Annotated in this window: 15 protein-coding genes and 1 pseudogene; 7 read left to right on the top strand and 9 right to left on the bottom strand. The window is 69.7% G+C overall.

Annotated elements, in window-relative coordinates; translation table 11 throughout:
• Positions 1-617: 617 nt before the first annotated feature.
• A complete protein-coding gene (locus PCA76_RS13225; protein ID WP_272618018.1) occupies positions 618-752 on the top strand; it encodes a hypothetical protein in 135 nt (44 codons plus the stop codon).
• A gap of 272 nt (positions 753-1024) precedes the next feature.
• On the opposite strand, the gene PCA76_RS13220 is transcribed toward PCA76_RS13225, so the two are convergent.
• From PCA76_RS13220 to PCA76_RS13210, 3 genes are all read right to left on the bottom strand, one after another.
• Entirely contained in the window at positions 1025-1333 is a 309-nt protein-coding gene (locus PCA76_RS13220; protein WP_272618016.1) for a hypothetical protein, read from the bottom strand.
• 61 nt (positions 1334-1394) lie between these two features.
• Complete coding sequence (locus PCA76_RS13215) at positions 1395-3548, bottom strand: heavy metal translocating P-type ATPase (protein ID WP_272618014.1); 2154 nt, start codon at positions 3546-3548, stop codon at positions 1395-1397.
• Between the two features lie 129 nt (positions 3549-3677).
• Positions 3678-3845: a hypothetical protein gene (locus PCA76_RS13210; RefSeq protein ID WP_272618012.1), complete on the bottom strand. Its 168-nt coding sequence runs from the start codon at positions 3843-3845 to the stop codon at positions 3678-3680.
• A gap of 205 nt (positions 3846-4050) precedes the next feature.
• On the opposite strand from PCA76_RS13210, the gene PCA76_RS13205 reads away from it, so the two are divergent.
• Together PCA76_RS13205 and PCA76_RS13200 are read left to right on the top strand one after the other, a co-directional pair.
• Positions 4051-4347 carry an amidohydrolase family protein gene (locus PCA76_RS13205; RefSeq protein ID WP_272618010.1) on the top strand — a complete coding sequence of 99 codons (297 nt, stop codon included), beginning with the start codon at positions 4051-4053 and terminating at the stop codon, positions 4345-4347.
• Positions 4344-5171: an SAM-dependent methyltransferase gene (locus PCA76_RS13200; protein WP_272618008.1), complete on the top strand. Its 828-nt coding sequence runs from the start codon at positions 4344-4346 to the stop codon at positions 5169-5171. Before PCA76_RS13205 ends, PCA76_RS13200 begins: the two co-directional genes overlap by 4 nt.
• Before the next feature lie 479 nt (positions 5172-5650).
• On the opposite strand, the gene PCA76_RS13195 is transcribed toward PCA76_RS13200, so the two are convergent.
• The 5 genes from PCA76_RS13195 to PCA76_RS13175 all read right to left on the bottom strand — a co-directional run bounded on the left by PCA76_RS13195 (position 5651) and on the right by PCA76_RS13175 (position 11912).
• The gene (locus PCA76_RS13195) at positions 5651-7546 is read right to left on the bottom strand and encodes a CocE/NonD family hydrolase (protein ID WP_272618006.1); all 1896 of its coding nucleotides are present in this window, start codon (positions 7544-7546) and stop codon (positions 5651-5653) included.
• A gap of 129 nt (positions 7547-7675) precedes the next feature.
• The gene (locus tag PCA76_RS13190) at positions 7676-8254 is read right to left on the bottom strand and encodes a TlpA family protein disulfide reductase (RefSeq protein WP_272618004.1); all 579 of its coding nucleotides are present in this window, start codon (positions 8252-8254) and stop codon (positions 7676-7678) included.
• Positions 8251-8685 (bottom strand): hypothetical protein, encoded by a 435-nt coding sequence (locus PCA76_RS13185; protein WP_272618002.1) that lies wholly within the window; start codon positions 8683-8685, stop codon positions 8251-8253. The genes PCA76_RS13190 and PCA76_RS13185 overlap by 4 nt, the downstream gene beginning before the upstream one ends.
• Positions 8686-8770: 85 nt before the next feature.
• Complete coding sequence (locus tag PCA76_RS13180) at positions 8771-10774, bottom strand: M6 family metalloprotease domain-containing protein (protein WP_272617999.1); 2004 nt, start codon at positions 10772-10774, stop codon at positions 8771-8773.
• 220 nt (positions 10775-10994) lie between these two features.
• The gene (locus PCA76_RS13175; RefSeq protein WP_272617997.1) at positions 10995-11912 is read right to left on the bottom strand and encodes a dihydrodipicolinate synthase family protein; all 918 of its coding nucleotides are present in this window, start codon (positions 11910-11912) and stop codon (positions 10995-10997) included.
• Positions 11913-12171: 259 nt separating this feature from the next.
• Here PCA76_RS13175 and PCA76_RS13170 point away from each other — a divergent pair, with 259 nt between their 5' ends.
• From PCA76_RS13170 to PCA76_RS13160, 3 genes and pseudogenes are all read left to right on the top strand, one after another.
• Positions 12172-13401, top strand: a complete 1230-nt coding sequence (locus PCA76_RS13170; protein WP_272617995.1) for a PucR family transcriptional regulator — start codon at positions 12172-12174, stop codon at positions 13399-13401.
• Positions 13402-13653: 252 nt separating this feature from the next.
• Entirely contained in the window at positions 13654-13986 is a 333-nt protein-coding gene (locus tag PCA76_RS13165; protein WP_272617993.1) for a hypothetical protein, read from the top strand.
• A 55-nt stretch (positions 13987-14041) separates the two neighbouring features.
• Positions 14042-14230: pseudogene (locus PCA76_RS13160) on the top strand (IS630 family transposase); the annotation flags it as partial.
• 176 nt (positions 14231-14406) lie between these two features.
• Here PCA76_RS13160 and PCA76_RS13155 read toward each other — a convergent pair.
• The gene (locus tag PCA76_RS13155; RefSeq protein ID WP_272617992.1) at positions 14407-15645 is read right to left on the bottom strand and encodes a hypothetical protein; all 1239 of its coding nucleotides are present in this window, start codon (positions 15643-15645) and stop codon (positions 14407-14409) included.
• A gap of 448 nt (positions 15646-16093) precedes the next feature.
• Here PCA76_RS13155 and PCA76_RS13150 point away from each other — a divergent pair, with 448 nt between their 5' ends.
• Positions 16094-17359 carry a prolyl oligopeptidase family serine peptidase gene (locus PCA76_RS13150; protein WP_272617989.1) on the top strand — a complete coding sequence of 422 codons (1266 nt, stop codon included), beginning with the start codon at positions 16094-16096 and terminating at the stop codon, positions 17357-17359.
• The last annotated feature ends 183 nt before the right edge of the window (positions 17360-17542 follow it).

The raw sequence follows: 17542 nt of genomic DNA, 5'->3' as shown, positions 1-17542 counted from the left end.
GAAGCCGCCACCGCCGCCCCTGCCATTGGCGTCGGTCAGTCGCACCCTGACACCGCCATCCTCCACGGAGGACGACACCGTCCACCTGCCGAGTGGGAATTTGACCGAACCGGAGAAGGACACTTTGCAGTCGCCGTCGGCACACGCCGTGTACTTGGTGCCGCCCCCGCTCGGCGCCTCCGTCCTCTGTGCCGCTTTGGGCTCCTGTGCCGCTTCGGCCTCCCGTGATTCGTCCGCGGTGGAGGAGGAAGATGCGGAAGGTTCGGCGTCACGGGGACTTGGGGGGAAAGCAGCGCGGGAGGCGGTCGCGGTAGCGGCGGTGTCAGGGCTCGACCACCTGGCATCGGAGGACGATTCCGCCTTGGAGTTGCAGCCGGCTACGGCCAAGACCAGCAGTAACGCCCCGATCGCTGTGCGTTTGGCGGAGGAAAGTCGGCAATGCTGCATGCGTGGAGTCTAGTGGCCCGACTTTGCCGGAGCCCTGGAGCTGGAACAGCGTAGGGTCAGCGTGCAGTGAAGGACTCCGCGCCCGTCGCGCGGGTCTCCGTCACCTGCACGCCGCGATTCAGGCGAGTACCACGCTGCACGTTCACCGACCTGCTCCAGGAGGTTCGATCATGTCCAAGGACTCGACGACCAAGGCGAACGTCAAGAAGAAGGGTAAGACGATCAAGGAGAAGCAGACTGCGAAGCGCCTGAAGCGCGACGAGCAGAACGGGCACTCCTCAAACATCGTGTCCACCGGGCGCTGACGCCGGCAGCATCGCTCAATTGTCCGAATGCGGCGATGAAGGTGGGGGCTGACGATCGTCCGATCCCCACCTGCCGCTGCGGCCGTAGAGCTGCGGCAGGGCCGCTCGGGTGGTGCACAGGGTGACGACCGCGAAGTTTGCCGGGTTCGGATCCATCGGCTGCCTCGCGGGTCGGATCGCCCGCCGGGCGGCCGTCAGCGGCCCGGCGGGCGATGGAGTGGCGGGGGATGGAGGAAGGCCAGTCGTGGCTTGCGCAGCCTTGATGCCGACCGTCACGACCAGCCGACCGCCATCAGTTGGCCAAGGTGTTCACCGAACAGTGCTCCACCGAATTGGTGTTGCGCGGTCCACGCAGCGCCGGCCGCCGGTGTGACCTTTTGCTGGTCGCAGGTGTCGCTGGTGCATCCGTCGTGGTCGGCGGGCGGGGCCAGTACGGCGGTGGTGTGGCTGGTGTACCCGCTGTCTGGTCGCATCGACAATGGGTCGTGGCCGAGGCTGTGCATGGCGGCCAGCCCGATGAGGGGGCAGGCCAGCAGCACGAACCGGACCAGGTGTCCGATTCGTGCTGCTCGCTCGGTCACGCGTTCCACGCTAGCGTGCCGCCGTCCGCTGATCCCGGCCGATCCCGCGGTTCGCCGCGCTTCACTCGCTCGCGGGGCGCAGGTGCACGCGGCGCAGGAGTTGGGCGTTGAGGGCGACCACAATGGTGGAGGCGGACATCAGCACGGCCCCGACCGCTGGGCTGAGGGTCACCCCGGCCCAGGCGAGAACGCCGGCGGCCAGCGGCAGGGCGATCACGTTGTAGCCGGCGGCCCAGGCCAGGTTCTGAATCATCTTGCGGTAGGAGGCGCGCGACAGTCGGATCACCCCTGCGACTGCGCGCGGGTCGGAGGAGGCCAGGACCACCCCGGCCGACTCGATGGCGACGTCGGTGCCCGCGCCGATCGCGATACCAACGTCCGCGCGGGCCAGCGCGGGGGCGTCGTTGACGCCGTCACCGACCATCGCCACCCGCAAACCCCGCTGCTGCAGTTCGGCCACGGTGGCGTCCTTGTCCGCCGGCAGCACCTCCGCGAACACCTCGTCCTTGCCCGGGCGGAAGCCCAGGTCCGCGGCGACCGCCTCGGCGACCGGACGGGCGTCACCGGTGATCATGACGATCTTACGGACGCCCTGCTGCCGCAGCTCGGCGATGGCCTGCCGCGCTTCGGGACGAACCTGGTCTTCGAGTGTGAGAGCGCCGATCGCGCTGGCCTGGTCGCCGTCGAGACGCAGCAGGTGCAGCACCGCAGCTCCTCGGCCAGACCACTCTTCCTGCTGGCGGCGCAGGTCATCCGGCGCCGTGGCGTGCAGTTCGCGCAGGAGCGCCGGCCCACCGACGGCGTAGCTGACGCCGTCGACCTCGGCGCGCACCCCACGCCCGGCCAGTGACTGGAACCCCGTCGCGGTGCGCCGGTCGCCCTGCTCGGCGGCGGTGACGATGGCCCGGGCGAGGGGGTGCTCGCTGTCGGCTTCCACGGCCGCCGCGATCGCCAGGACGTCGGCCTCGCTGCTGCCGGCGGTGGCGGTAACGCCGGTGACGGCGTGCTCGCCGCGGGTCAGAGTGCCGGTCTTGTCGAATAGGACCGTGTCGACCGTGCGCATCCGTTCCAGGGCGAGGCGGTCCTTGACCAGGATGCCACCCTTGGCGGCGACGGCGGTGGACAGAGCGATCACCAGGGGGATGGCCAGGCCGAGGGCGTGCGGGCAGGCGATCACCAGCACAGTCACCGTGCGAACGACCGCCTGGTCGAGGTTGCCGAGCACCGTCCAGGCCAGCAGCGTCACCACGGCCGTGGCGGTGGCGATGTAGAACAGCCAGGCGGCGAACCGGTCAGCCAGCACCTGCGCCCGGCCGCTGGACTGCTGCGCCTGCGTGACCAGGCGCTGGATGCCGGCCAGGGCGGTGTCCTCACCGACGGCCTCGACCCGGACCCGGATCGCCGCGTCGGTGGCCACCGTGCCGGCCACCACCCGATCCCCCTCCTCGCGGGGCACCGGACGGGACTCACCGGTGATCATCGACTCGTCAAGCTCCGCGTGGCCGTCGGTGATCCGCCCGTCGGCCGGCACCCGCCCGCCTGGGCGCACGAGGACCACATCGCCGACGTCCAGGTCACTGACGCGCACCTGCTCGGGCTGACCGTCGCCGCCGAGGCGTTCGGCGTCGTCGGGCAGCAGCGCCGCCAAGGCCGACAGCGCGCCCTGGGCCTGGCCGATGGCTTTCATCTCCTGCCAGTGCCCAAGCAGCATGATCGTGACCAGGGCGGCCAGCTCCCACCAGAAGTCCAGGTCGAACGCGCCCAACGCCGTCGCCAGAGAGGCGACGTAGGCGACGGTGATCGCCATCGCGATCAGGAGCATCATCCCCGGCGCCCGGTCGCGGACCTCTCGCACCGCGCCCTGCAGGAACGGCCACCCGCCGTAGGCGAACACCAGCGTGCCCAGCACCGGACCCACCAACTCGATCCCCGGGAAGTCCAGCTGGTAGCCAAACCAGTCCATCACCATGTGACTGGTCACCACGATCGGCACCGTCAACGCCAGACTCAGCCAAAACTTGCGCCGAAACGCCTCCGGGTCGTGCCCGGCGTGCTTGTCATGCCCGCCGTGCCCGGCGCGCGCGTCGTGCTTCCCTGCGGGGGCATCGCGCCCGCCGGGTTCCTTCAAGTGACCGGGGTGGTCACCGTGGCCGTTCACCCGGTCTACCGACTCGGTGGAGCTGTTCATCTGGTGGTGCTGGTGGTCGTGCGACATCGTGATCCTCCTCGTGGTGAACATACCCCCCAGGGGTATGCAGGTCCAGGGATGCCGATGTCTTGCACGTCACCCGAGCGCGCCTGCGCTCGGCGGCGCGGCATGTCGGGCCGCCAGGTCCAACGCGACCTAACCGGCCCGCACCAGCGCGACATCTCGACCGCTCACCGCAACCACCGCGAGGACGAGCAACACCACGACCGCGCCGAACCAGCCCGCCGAGGCGGTCACACGCGCAGTCAGCGCCGCCTTGCGCGTAGCCGGCCACAGCATCACCACCTGCCGGCGACCCGACATGTCGACCCACGCCGACGGCAACCCGTGCGACCGGGTCGAGTTCCCGCGCGCCCTCGCCGAGCAAACCTGAGTACGCCGACTCATGCCCGGCCGGGTTGACCCATCCACGCTGGACCGCATGACGTCTGAAGTGGGTCGGGGCCGGCGGCTGGACTGAGAGCGTCAGTCGGATGCGGCGTGTGCCGCCTTCGCCCGCAACGGCATCGTGCTGCTGTGCGCGACGGGCAATCATCTGCGGCGGATCTGGTTCGACTCGCTGGTGGACACTCCGGAGGCACTGCACGCGCTGGTGGCTGCGGTCGGTGCGGACCGGGTGCTGCTGGGCTCGGACTACCCGTTCGACATGGGCGTCGAAGACTCGCTGGCCAGACTGAAGGCTGCCGGGCTGGGAGCGATACCAGTCGGGGCGAAATTTAACCCTCACGATCGCTACACTCGCCGCAACGCCGGCACCGCCCGCAGACCTCAGCCTGCGCTCATAATCGAATGGAGACGCCTGTGACCCGCGACAAGGCGGCACCCCCCGGCATCGACCCCCGTATTCCCAGCGTGGCCCGGGTCTATGACTTCTTCCTGGGCGGCAAGGACAACTTCGAGGTCGACCGAAAGGTCGCCGAGCACGCCCTGCGGATCACACCGGACGGGCCGGCAGCCGGCCAGGCGAACCGGGCCTTTCTGCGTCGAGTGATTCGCTTCCTTGTCACCGAGGCGGGCATCGACCAGTTCCTCGACATCGGATCGGGGCTGCCCACCCAGGGCAACGTGCACGAGGTCGCCACCGAGCAGAACCCGAAGGCTCAGGTCGTGTATGTGGACAATGATCCGATCGTCCTGACACACGGACGGGCCCTGCTCGCCGCGGAGGGCACCGCGACGGTGATCCAGGCGGACGTTCGGGCACCGCAGGAAATCCTCAACCATCCGGACGTACGTCGGTTCCTCGATTTCGACCGGCCGATCGGGTTGTTGCTCTTCGCGATCCTGCACCACCTTGGTGACGACGAGGATCCGCGAGCGGTGGCGGCGGCGTTGATCGACGCGCTGCCCTCCGGCAGCTACGTGGCGATCTCGCACTTCCGCGACCCGGCCGAGCGAGACCCAGAGGGCTCCCGCAAGGCCCGCGAGGTCGAGCGGGTCTTCAACGAGTCGCTGGGCACCGGCCGCTGGCGTACCGACGAGGAGATCCTCTCGTTCGCCGATGGGCTGACGGTGCTGGAACCGGGGCTGGTGCCGCTGGCCGAGTGGCGTCCAGAGCCGGGTACGCCCGCTCCGAAGCAGACCGACACCTATCACACCTTTGTCGGGCTCCTCGCCCGCAAACCGTAGCCTCCGTCTTCCGGCGAGGTCCGTCGGCGAGTGCCCTCCGTCGACGGACACGTCGGATGACCCGGGCGAGAACATGCCCCGCCGGTCTCCCGTACGCGGTGCTGCCAGACACATCCATGCGGCTGCCTAACCGGGCACCCGGTTGGCGCATCGGATTGCGGCGTCGGTGTCCCAGATGACGTTGATCCGGCGGATGCCCGACCCGCCGACAATGCTTGGGTTGGCCGCAGCCCTGTGATCGGGAAAATCTACTTCGTGTGGGGTGCGGTGATCACCTGCACTGAGGCCTCCTCGAGGATCATCTTCGGCAGACAGACGCCGGGGTTACGAGACATCCCCAGGGTGTCCGCCCCGGCGGGCGTCAGTGCCGATCTGGGTGGCGAGCTGCGGGACGGCCCGGCGATCGACGTCCTCCGCGGAGGGTTGATCGCCGGGCCGCCCGGTGATGAGCCGCGCCGGGCGGCCCGCCGATCAGCCGATCAGAGGCCGGCGGCGTGCGCGGCGGCGGTGCCGCCGACCACGGGTAGGACGATGTTGCTGCTCTTCAGCGCGACCTGCAGGTTCGCGGCGGTGGTGTCCGCCTGGCTGGAGTACTGCGGGTAGCTGGCCACGATGATCACACCGATCCGGTGGCCAGGCTTGAAGACATAGTCCTCCGGCAGCAGCGGGAAGCTGAAGTTGTACGACTCCCCCTGCACCAGCGGCACGGCGACGCGGATCGACTGCCGGTTCTGGGCGTCCATGATGCCCTTGGTGACCAGCTCGTAGTCAGCCGTGGCCACCCGCTTCGTCGTCTGCTTGTAGCAGCCGTCGTCCGTCGGGCTGCTCTCGCCCCAACAGTCCTCCGTGGTCAGGGTGACGATTCCCTCGCCGGAGGCCCGGTGCGCGACCCGCTCGTCGGTGCCGTAGTCGACCAGGATCGCCCCGAGGTTGGTGTCGGTCTGGTCGGCAGAGGCCCGCAGTTGCACGGTCGGGGTGCCGGAGATGTGCAGCGGCGCGGAGAGTGGCGCGGAGAGGAAGGCCAGCCGGTTGGGCTGCACCACGTCCGGGTTGAGGATCATGGTGTTCTGGCTCTGTGTGCGGCTGTCCTGGAACGCCCCGGTCGCCGGCTTCGCGGTCGGCACCAGCCCGAGACCGCCCGCGCCGGTGGTGCCGGGCTGGAGGAACACCTCCGTGTCGGCCTTGCCGGGGATCGGCCAGTCGGCGTGGGTCTCCCACACGTCGGCGGACCGCTCCAGGTCCACCCGCGGCTCGTCCATGATGCCGTTGGCGACGCCTTGCAGCCAGAAGTCGAACCACCGGTGCAGCGTCGACACCCACACCGCTCGGCGCGAGTCGAACGGGTCGACGTGGCCCTCCTGCGACAGCCACAGCTTGCGCGGCACGTTGTTCTCCGCCAGGGCGTACCAGAACTTGCTGAAGTGGTCCGGGCGGACGTTGTCGTCGTTGAGGCCGTGGTAGAGCAGCACGCTGGCGGTGACGTTGGGGACCTTCTTGACGTAGCTGCGCTCGTTCCAGAAGGCCGTGTAGTCGCCGTGCTCGTCGCCGTCGGCCGCGCCTATCGCGTCGCGCACCGGCTTGCAGTACTCCCGGCGCTCGGGGTTGGTGACCGTGTTGGCCAGCGACGCCACGTAGCTGTTGCCGCGGGTCACCACGCCGTTGCTGCGCACGTAGTCGTAGTACTCGGTCGGTCCGCTGATGGGCACGACGGTGGTCAGGCCCTTCACGCCGGTTACCGCCGTGGCCATGGCCAGCGAGCCGTCGTACGACTTGCCGATCATCCCCGTCTTGCCGTTGTGCCAGTCCGCCTTGACGATCTGGCCGGCGGCGTTACGGGCGGTGGCCCGGCCGTTGAGCCAGTTGATGGCCTGCTTGGCGCTCAGGTTGTCCTGGTTGGCGTTGGTGGTCGGGCAGCCGGTGGAGTTGTTGGTGCCGACCATGTCCAGCAGGATGACCGCGTAGCCGCGCGGCACGAAGTAGTTGTCGTAGAACAACGGCCACTTGTCCAGCAGCCCGTCGCCGTCGAGGTCCGCCTTGCACTCGGACTCGTTGCCTCGACAAACCGTCGAGTAGTAGGGGCTGGCGTCCATCACCACGGGAGCCTTGAGCCCCTGCGCGGTGGCCGCCGGCCGCATCAGGTCGAACGCGATGATGTCGCGCAGACCGTCGTTGTCACTGTCGAAGGTGGAGTCGATGAAGAGGCGTTCCCGAATGGCGTCGGCGTAGCCGAACACCGGCTGGGTGACGCCGTCCTGGACGACGATCGACGGCGGGCCGTCCGCCGCCAGCGCCTGCGGCGCCGCGCCGAGGGCGGCGAGCACTGTCGCGGACAGTACGGCCACGCCTCTGCGCCAGCGCGTTCCCACTGTAGCCATGCAGTCTCCTTGATGTGTCCGAGGCTGCGTACGCTACGAGCCGGTGGCCCGTGCCACCACCTGCACGTGTAGGAACTTCGCCAGATGTGGTTCGACGGGGGCCGCACCGGGGTGCCTGGGGCGACGGGACTACGGCTGGCCGGCCAGCACCAGCTCCCGCAGCCGCCGGTCGAGTGTCGGGGCGTCCAGGCCACCCGGCCAGCCGCGGAGCAGGGCGCCACCCTTGGCCACCAGCACGACGGCCGGCGGCTCCCGCACCGCGTACGAACGCCAGATCGTCTGCTGATCGTCCAGGACGACCGGATACTCCACACGGTGAGCGCGTAGGTAGTCCTGGACCTCGTCGGCCTGGTCCGCGCCGGCCACGCCGACGAAGACCACCCGGTCCCGATAGCTGCGGGCAAGCTCGCTGAGGGCGGCCTGACGGCTGGCGCAGGTGGTGCACCAGGAGCTGAAGAAGGTGAGCACGACGGGACGCTGCGCCCACAGCTCGGCGGCGGCGAACGGTGTGCCATCGGTCAGCGCGCCGGTGAACGCCGGGGCGGCCGGGGCGGTGCCGGGCGCCGGGCGCAACGCCAGGTCGGCGGGGACCGGCCCGGGCAGCGCCGCCGCCCCTCCGGCGGGCGCCGGCGCGGGCTCGGGCGCGGGCGTGCTGCATCCGCCCAGCAGCGCCGCCGCCAGCAACAGCGGCAGGAGTGCGTGCCTCATGACGGGACCACCGCCACCAGCGCCGGGCCCTCGCTGCTGTCCGGCGTCAGGTCGAGCGCCGGCCGGCCGTCCACCTCCAGCCGATAGGAGGCCCGCTGCGGTACGCGCACGGGGACGGCGAACTCGCAGTAGGTGGGCAGGCGTTCGACCCCCAGGTCCTCGGCGAAGGCGGCCACCGCGGTCCCCGCTGGCAGCTGCCCGCTGGCCAACGCCGCCCCGTCCGGGTCGAGCACGCGGAACGGCGCCCGGTTGTGGAAGTGCTGGTACGGACCGGTGCCGGCGCAGTCCACGCCCGCGGCCCGGATGTTGATGTCGCGAACCAGGACCCGAACGGTCGTCGGATCGGCCGCCTCCTGTGCGGCTCCGACGGCGCCGCAGCCGGTTGCGCCGGCCAGCAGCAGGGGCAGCAGAGTCATGATGCTTCGCCGCACGTCATCCTCCTCTCGCCCGCCTGCCGGGTCCGCGGCGGTAGGCCGCCGCGGACTCGGCAGGAACGGGGTCAACCTCGGGCGCCGGTCAGGACTTCTCGACCCGGCATTGCTTGGTCACCGTCTTCGTCGGGTCGCTCTCCGAGGTGGCGGTGAGCTTCACGAAACCGGTGTCCGCGGCGGCGGCGGTGGCACCCACCGACACCTTGACCGTGGTGGCCTTGCCGAACTGCGCGGTGGCGAGCTGGTTGGGTAGCCAGGTCCGCCAGCCCTTGCCGGCCACCTCCGCTGACAGGCGGTAGACGTCCGACTTCAGGTAGGCGGTGACGTTCTCCGGGTGCTGCTGCCCGCCGGCGGAGTACGAACCGGTGTTGGTCAGCTCGAACGAGCAGGTCACCCCGCGGTTGGTCGGCTTGCCGCCGCCGCTCACCTCGCCCTTGCCCAGCAGCACGCCGTGACTGCTCGGCCCGCCGGTGCCGTCCAGCGAACGCACCGCCACGGTGTAGGAGAGCGAGCCGGCCGAGTCCCGCTTGAGGTCGATGACGTAGAAGTGCAGCCGGTTGGCCTCGTCGACGTACTCGTACTGGCTGCCGGTGTCCGCGCCGGCGTGGAACAGCGCGTCGGAGAGTTGCCGGTAGTCACCCATGGTGATCTTCTGCGGGGTGCCGTCGGGCCGGTAGAAGTCGATCATGTCGATGTTCTGCGGGTTGGCGTCCACCACCCACTGAAACGGCGCGCTGTCGGCGTTCTTCGTCTTGCTGAGCAGCACGCCGCCGTCCGGGGTGAAGGAGTCGGCGCCCATCCGGTCGACGACCTCGACGGTGTAGTTGTTGAAGTTGCCACCGTCGCACAACGGGTCGGTGGTGACACCACACGTCGGCGACAGGTCCTTGTTCAGCGCGATGTTCACGCCGCTCAGACCCTTCGGGCCGGCGTCGACCGCCCGGGCCGTGACCTGCGCGACCACCAGGCCCGAGGAGGCCAGCGACTCCCGCGACAGCCGCAGCACGTGCTCCTCACCGAGCAGGCCGATCTTTAGCTTGTCCCGCACGGTGTGCAGCGAGCCCATCGAGCCGCCGTTGGTCGGCGGGATCTGCCAGCGGGTGTGCGGACCGCCCGGGCCGTTGAACGACCCGCGCGACATCATGCTCCAGATTCCGGTGTACGCCCTGCGCAGCGGCTCGCCGTATGGGTTGTTGTAGTTGTCGCCGATGCCCAGCAGATGGGTCAGCTCGTGGGCGTAGACGCCCATGCCGGAGCTCTCCCCCTGCGTCGAGGAGCCGCCGCCGGCGTTCGGCCACAGTGTCGCCGCCGCCTTCCACGAGGTCCAGTCCACGTAGCGGGTCTTCGCCCAGTTCGGGAGGTTGGGGTCCGGCGGGCCCCAGGCGTCGGGCACGTCCTCCTTGTTCTGGAAGATCATCTGCCCGAACTCCTGCCAGGTCGACGACTCGTCCTGGCCGGCGCTGAGGATGAACACCAGCTCGTACTGGTTGGCGACCTCCTCGCCGACGGCCGCGCGCCAGGCGCCCAGGCCGTCGGTGCGGATGTTCTTGCCGCACACGTCCCCGCTCGGACAGGCGCCCGGGTTGAACCCGTTGTCCAGCCCGTACTGGTAGGACTTGGCCGGCATCTGGTACGGCCCGAACCCGGCGAGGTCGACGCCGTAGCGGCCGTTGGAGTCCTGCATCCAGTACTCGTGCAGGGTGTGGCCCTTGTTGAGGGTGTTCGGGGTGTTCAGGAAGTCCTGGTAGAACTTCGGCACGTCCGCCCGGGGGATGTTGGTCGCGACGGACTGGGGGTTGCCAAAAACCGTCGAGCGGGCCCGCTGGGAGACCGCGAAGGTCTCGTCAGGATAGTCGAGCGCCACCAGGGCGATCTTGAAGTTGCGGACCGAGCCCGACACGCTCGGGTCGGCCCAGTTCTTGCCGGGCACGGCCTTGTAGTCGTTCCAGGTCATCGTGTCCGGGTTCTGCCAGGCCTGCGGGTCGAGGACCTGGAACGGCGCGGCGCCGCCGGCCGGGTTGGCCGGGGCCGCGGCGGCTTGCGCCGCCCCGGTCGCCACGAGCGTGGTCACCACGACTGCGGCCAGCACGGCCCGCCTCAGCCTGGCTCGGTGGGGGGTAGCACGGTGCACGGAACCACCTCTCGTCGGAGGGAAACGCGGCGCTGGCGTCCCGGTGGGGGTTCGCGGAACACCTGTCAGCAGGCCGCGCAGCGAATCTAGGAGGGCGGGCCGGTGCCGGTCACCGTGCAGATGTCGGCAGGTGGGCCGGCGACTTCCGACACCTGAAGGACTGGCGCCCACCGGCGGATCAGCCAGGGCCGGTCCGGGAAGCCGGTTCGGCCGTTGCCGCGAGGGCCCGCAGCACGTCCCGGCGCACCCGGTCGGCGGTAGGCCCGGACAGGGGTCCGCGCGGTGGGCGGCACCGCCCGCCGAACCGCCCGGCGCACTCCATGGCGAGCTTGACGGCCTGCACGGCTTCCGGCCGGGAGGCCCAGCCGAGGATCGGGTGCAGCTCGGCGTAGAGCGGCAGCGCCCGGCCCAGGTCGCGGGCGACGCACAGCTCGTACAGGCGCACGGCCTGGCGGGGCAGCGCGTTGGGCAGGGTGGCGACCCATCCCGTGGCGCCGCACAGCACCAGTTCGAGCACCACGTCGTCGGCGCCGACCAGCACGTCGACGTGCGGGCAGAGGTCCCGCAGGCGGTGCAGCCTGCGTACGTCGCCGGTCACCTCCTTGACCGCGACGATCCCGTCGATCTCGGCGACGGTCGCCAGCAGGTCCGGCGTAAGGTCCAACCGGGTGTCGTACGGTTCGTTGTGGGCAACCACCGGCAGGCCGACCGCCGCCACCTCCCGATAGTGGGCGACCACGTCGGCGGCGCGGGCGGCGGGCCAGTCGGGTGGCCGCGCGAGCACGCCGTGGGCGCCCGCCTCGGCGGCCTGCTCCGCCCAGCGGCGGGCCTGCCTGCTGCCGTAGCCGCCGACGCCGGGCACCACCGCGCAGCCGGGCGGCGCGGCCTCCACCGTCGCCTTCACCACGGCGGCCCGCTCGTCGTCGGAGAGTGCCCGGTACTCCCCCATCGATGCGCACGGCGCGACCCCGTGGCACCCCTCGGTGGCGAGCCAACGGACGTGTTCCTGGAGCTGGTCGAAGTCGACCGACAGGTCGGCGCGAAACGGCGTGGTGATGGCGACCAGCACGCCCCGCCAGGGCCTACCAGTTCCCACTCGGAAATCCCCTTTCCGCGCCGGCACCGTCCAACAACCCACCCGCACCGCACCAGCGGCGCCGCTGGTGCGGTCCGTACCGGAACCCTAGGAACGTCTGTCGCCCCCGGTCTTCGGACAGATGCCGGAACAGTCGCGTTGCCGCCCGTCTTTTTGTCGTGACTTCGACAGTGGACCTTGCGCGATGACCCACCCGCACCGGAGGGTAAGGACTGGCGGTCGCGCGATCCCTGTCACGCAGCGCAACCAGGGGAGTTACATGCACGGTGAGCTCCAGCGAATCGTCGACGCCGTCGCCGCCCGGGTGGGGCGACCCGCCCTCATCGAGGACCGGCGGCAGCGGGTGGTCGCCTACAGCGAGCACGACGGCCCGATGGACGACGTCCGCCGGACGTCGATCCTGCGCCGGCAGACGACGCCGGAGGTGATCGCCTGGTTCCGGGGCATGGGCGTGCTCACGGCGCACGCGCCGGTCCGCACCCCCGCGTACGCCGAACTGGACCTGCTGGCGAGGGTCTGCGTGCCGATCCGGCACGACGACCTGCTGCTCGGGTTCGTCTGGTTCATCGACGCGGACGGTTCGATGACCGACGCCGACATCGCGACCGCGACCGGCCCCTTCACCGACCTGTCGCTGGCCCTGTACCGGGAGAACCTGCTCGGTGAGCTCGCCTCGCAGCGGGAGACCGAGGCCACCCGCACCCTACTGGTGGAGAGCCGGCAGGCGCGCGAGCACGCGGCGCGGGCGCTGCTGGAGGAGGGCGTGGTGGCCGCCGACGGGTCGACCGTCGCGCTCGTCGCCCAGCTCGTGCCGGCCGGCGGGCGGCAGCCCGACGAGGTCGCCCGGATCGCCCTGGAACAGGCCCTGGTCACCACCCGTCGGTGGATCGGGGTGCGGGAGACGCTGCACCTCGTCTGGCACGACCACGGGGTGCTGCTGGTCTGCGGCGACCGGGTCGCCGGCCGCCCCTCGCCGGAAGCGTCCGCCGGGCACCTGGACGAGGCGCTGGGCACCGCGACCAGGGGCCTGGCCTCGGTGGACCGGACCGTGACCGGGATCGGCCAGCCTCGCGCCGGGCTGTCCAGCGCGGTCGAGTCCTACCAGGAGGCCGCGCAGGCCGCCCGGGTCGGTACGCAACTGCCCGCGCTGGGCCGGGTGGTGTCCTGGGCCGGCCTGGGCATCTACCGGGTGTTGTCCCAACTGGATAGTCAGCATCTCGACGTCGCGGGCGTCCATCCCGGGCTGGAGCGGCTGCTGCGCGACGACGCCCACCAGGTGCTGCTGGAGACCCTGGAGGCATACCTCGACCTAGCGGGCAACGCGCATGCCACCGCCGAGAAGCTCCGACTGCACCGGACCACCCTCTACTACCGGCTGCAACGGGTGGAACAGCTCGCCGGGACCGACCTCAAGGACGGCAACGAACGACTGTGCCTGCACCTGGCCATGAAGCTCGGCCGGCTCACCGGCCACTACCGCACGGCGTGACGCCGCCGGCCAGGCCGGCCGTTTTCGCTGCGGCAGGAGCAGGAGAAAGTCCATTCGCTGACGGGACAGCGGCGCCGTGCCAGGCGAGTAGTGGTTGCGTGCATGCGGGTCGTAGCGCAGGTAAACCTGGGGAATCAGCGTCGGGATGCCCAATCCCGGACGCAGGGAGCGGTCGATGTAGGCGCGAAGGACCCGCCATTCACGGCGCGTGGGCTTGCATCCGGTACCGAGTAGAGGCTTACCGTCATCGGTATGACCACCGATGACCAGACGTGGGTGCCCGAATCGTGCACCTTGCCGAACGCGCAACGGCCACTGCGGCTGGCCGAGTTCGACGACCTGTTCGCCACCGCCCTGCGAGAACAGCAACGACTGTCCCCCACCCACCTGCGGTGGCGCCTCGACCCGGCCGCCGAGCCGACCGCCCGGGACCTGACCGATCGGGAAAGCTCCTGCTGCTCGTTCTTCTCCTTCACCATCGCCCGCGACGCCGATGCGCTGCGCCTCGACGTGCAGGTATCGGCCGCGCACGTTGACGTCCTCGACGCGCTCACGCAGCGAGCCGCCGCCGGGATGACGGCGTGAGCGGATTGCGTAGCAGCCAGGTCGACGCCGCAGCCGGGGTGAACCCTCAGACGCCCGTGATGTGGTCGGCTTTGTACCTCGAACCGCCGACTAACGCCGTGGTGGTCTGCGTCGATGAGAAGTCCCAATCCGGGCCCTGGATCGCGCCGCGCCGCTGCTACCAATGCGATTCGACCAGGCCGAGCGGCGCACCCATGACTACAAGCGCCACGGCACCACCACCCGCCGAAACGCGCTCTCCATGATCCGATTTTAGATGATCCAGACGCTCACCGTTTAGTCACTTCAGACACCCGAAATTAGTTGTTGAGACCGGTTCTTTGGCTCCTTCTGAGCCGTCCTAAGTATCGAGTTCTGCAAGTTTGGCACCTCATCGGCCGCATGGGACGCAACGGGATGCCCTGCAGGCGGTGTGTTCGCTCAGCTGAGTCGAGCAGCGGCGGTGGCGCGTACCTCGGAGGTCTCTATCGGGTCGTCGCGGAGATAGCTCAGTTGTTTGCGCGTCATGTCGTCGAGTGGGACGTGTTCCGCCGCAAACTGTCGTACGTCGCTTTCGCAGTCCCACAAGCCCTCGGTGAGCAACGATTCCGTGTTACCTGGGTCGAGCGCTACAACAGCGCGTAGGTACGCTGCCCGCTCGAAGGTGTGCGGGGTGAACCAGGCCTGGCGGAGCCGGGGTACCACGGCCTGCGCGGCCGGTCCACCAATACGGGCGATGCCCACGGCGAGGTCGTCGTAACCACAGCGGTCATCCGTCCTGCGGTCTAGCCAGTCCCAGCCGGCGAGTAGTGCCGGAAGGTCGGAGTCGTCGCCGTGCTTCGCCAGCACCAGGCAGGCGGTCCAGATCATCGGATGGATCGGGGGTGCGGCCCAGGCTCGGGCCAGTGTGAGTGCCTGGGAGCCGAGCATTCGGATGGCGCGGCCCAACGGGGCGTGAAGCTCTCTCGCGGGCAACTCGTCCACAATCGGCAACAGGGCCGGCTGCGGCCCTCGGCGGTTCAGCTCGCGCAACGCGTCTTTCTGCCGGTCGGTCGCACCGGTGCGAAGCATCGTCAGGAGATCCTCAGTCGACTGCTGCTCAAGTGGTCGTGAGGTGGATCGTGGCTGGAACGCCGCAACTTCGGCGGCGACCTGGTCGTCCGCGGCAGCCCAGTCCCGCCATGGCCTGCTACGCCAGAGCACGTCGTCCGCGTGGTCACCTTGGTTGAGCCGGGCCCGTGCGACCGGCAACAGATCGTCCCAGAGCTCGCGGGACCAGTCGCGGGCGATCGTGTGGAGCACGTCGACCCAGCGCGGACCGCTGTGCACGTACCGCCGCAACCCGTCGATCACATGCCGATCGCCAGCGCGGCCCAATACCTCGAGTACCTCAAGGGTGTTGTCGAACGTGTTGTCGTCGTCGACTACGTGTTCGTGCAGCAGGGTGAGCAGCGGAGGTATCGGTAGCGCAAGATCACGAATCAGCCGGGCCAGGTAGATGGCGCGCTCGTCAACGAGCCAATCCCAGCGATAGTCCCGCTTGACGCACGCGAGTACGGCCTGTGGCGTCGCCGGGTTGCGCAACGCGCGATACGCGCCGCGACCAAGGCCGTGCTGGAGCGAACCTGCGAAGCTTGTTGGCTTGGGGTAGTACCAGACAGCCGTCGTCGGGTCCGTCATCGTGGCCAGAACGCTCCTCGTGGACCGGAGTGCGGATCGTTGGCCACCGTACCCACGACACTACGCATCCGCGACAGACTTCCTTACGTCGGTCGCCAGGCCGTAGAAGCGCAGGGAAAGACCCGGCACGGCTACGCACCTAGCGCACCAAGGGGCACCTGAACCCGCGCCCGACGTAACCACCCGGTCATCGGCTTGGGCGGCGTTCCCGCCGGGCACCCCCTCCTACCACGAGGAGGTCTGCCAATGGGTGCAGGACCCCGATCCCGCCTGGGTCACCGTGGAGCGGCGGCTCTCCTCCCGTGATCGATCGGGGCGTCATCCCGGTAGCTTCGACGAGCTGGGGCGCCCTGATCACCCGGGGCGGCATCGGTTGCCAGCGGATCTCTGCGGCACTAGGTTGACATTCGTCGATGAGTGTCTACGTCGCAAGGTACCGGGGGCCCGCATGTCCACGTCTGTCACTCGCCGCAACGTCCTGGCCGGTGGCGCCGGTGCGGCTATCGGCCTGGCGCTGCCCGGCCCCGCCGCCCAGGCCGGTGGCCACCACCCCACCAGCGTGAGCTTCACCCTTGACGCGAGAACGCTCGACGGTGGTGAGCAGGTCACCTCGGTCACCCTCGACACCGGCCGGTTCGGGCCGATCGACCCCGCCGGGCTCACCCCCGACACATTCACCGTGCATGCCAAGGCCACCAGCCCGATCCCGATCGCTCCCGGCGATCTGATCTTCAGCGAGTACGACCTGGACCGCACGGTGACGGCGGCTCGGCTCGACCGGCACGGAAACATCGTGCTGGAGCTGAGCTACGCCGAAGGTCAACTCGGCGGTGGCACCCTCGGCTACATCGTGAGCAGGGGCCGCAACGTCCGGCTGGACCTCGTCTACACCATCAGGCAGACCGCCCCGCTCGTCCGCCGCCACGGCTCGCCAGTCACCATCACGCGCTTCGCGCAGGGGCGGCTGTCGAACCCCGAGGTGGACGCCTTCAGCCACCACGTCTCGGGCTCGGGCCTGAAGTACCGGCTGTACTCCCCGGAGCGTTCGCCCCGCCACGCTCGGCTGCCGCTGATCCTCTGGCTGCACGGCGGCGGCGAGGGTGCCTCACTGCCCGACGACTACTACGACAACGAGACCACGCTGCGCGCCAACCGCGGCGCGCTGGGCTTCGCCACCCCGCAGGCTCAACGGATCTTCTCCGGCGCGTACGTCGTCGCTCCGCAGAGCACCTCCTACTGGATGGAGGACGGCCCCCGGTTCGCCCCGCTGATCCGCGAGATCGTCCAGGACCTCGTACGCCGCAAGCGTGTCGACCCCGACCGGATCTACGTGGCCGGTTGCAGCAACGGCGGCTACATGTCCCTGGAGATGACCGTTGCCTATCCTGACCTGTTCGCCGCGTCGGTACCGATCTGCGGCGTTATCGAGCCGCTCGGCGGGGAGGGACCGCCGCTGATCACCGACGCGGAGCTGGCGAAGATTCACACGCCGACCTGGCTGGTCACCTCGCGCGACGACGACACCGTGCCACCCCAGACCAACACGATCCACGCCCACGACCTCATCCCAGGATCACTGATCACCCTGTACGACCACGTCGTCTGGAACGGCTACCAGTTCCCCGGTCACTGGTCCTGGATCTACGTCGCCCGCAACGACCCGAGCCGCAACGGCACCCACATCTGGCAGTGGATGGCCCGCCGTCGTCGCTGATCCGCTGTCCGGGGGTCAGGTGAGCGTGCCGCGCTGTGGCACCGGCTGGCATTCCTCACTGCTTGCGGCGTAGCTCGCGCAACACGTCGTGACGGCGCACCGCCCATGCGAGGCGCCGGACGCGCGGGTGTCACACGAACAGCACCGCCCCCGGCGGATCAGGCCGAACCGGTTGTCGCTCAT

The organism is Micromonospora sp. LH3U1 (genome assembly GCF_028475105.1).
In the GTDB taxonomy this organism is placed as follows: domain Bacteria; phylum Actinomycetota; class Actinomycetes; order Mycobacteriales; family Micromonosporaceae; genus Micromonospora.
This window is presented reverse-complemented; position numbering and strand designations above follow the sequence as displayed.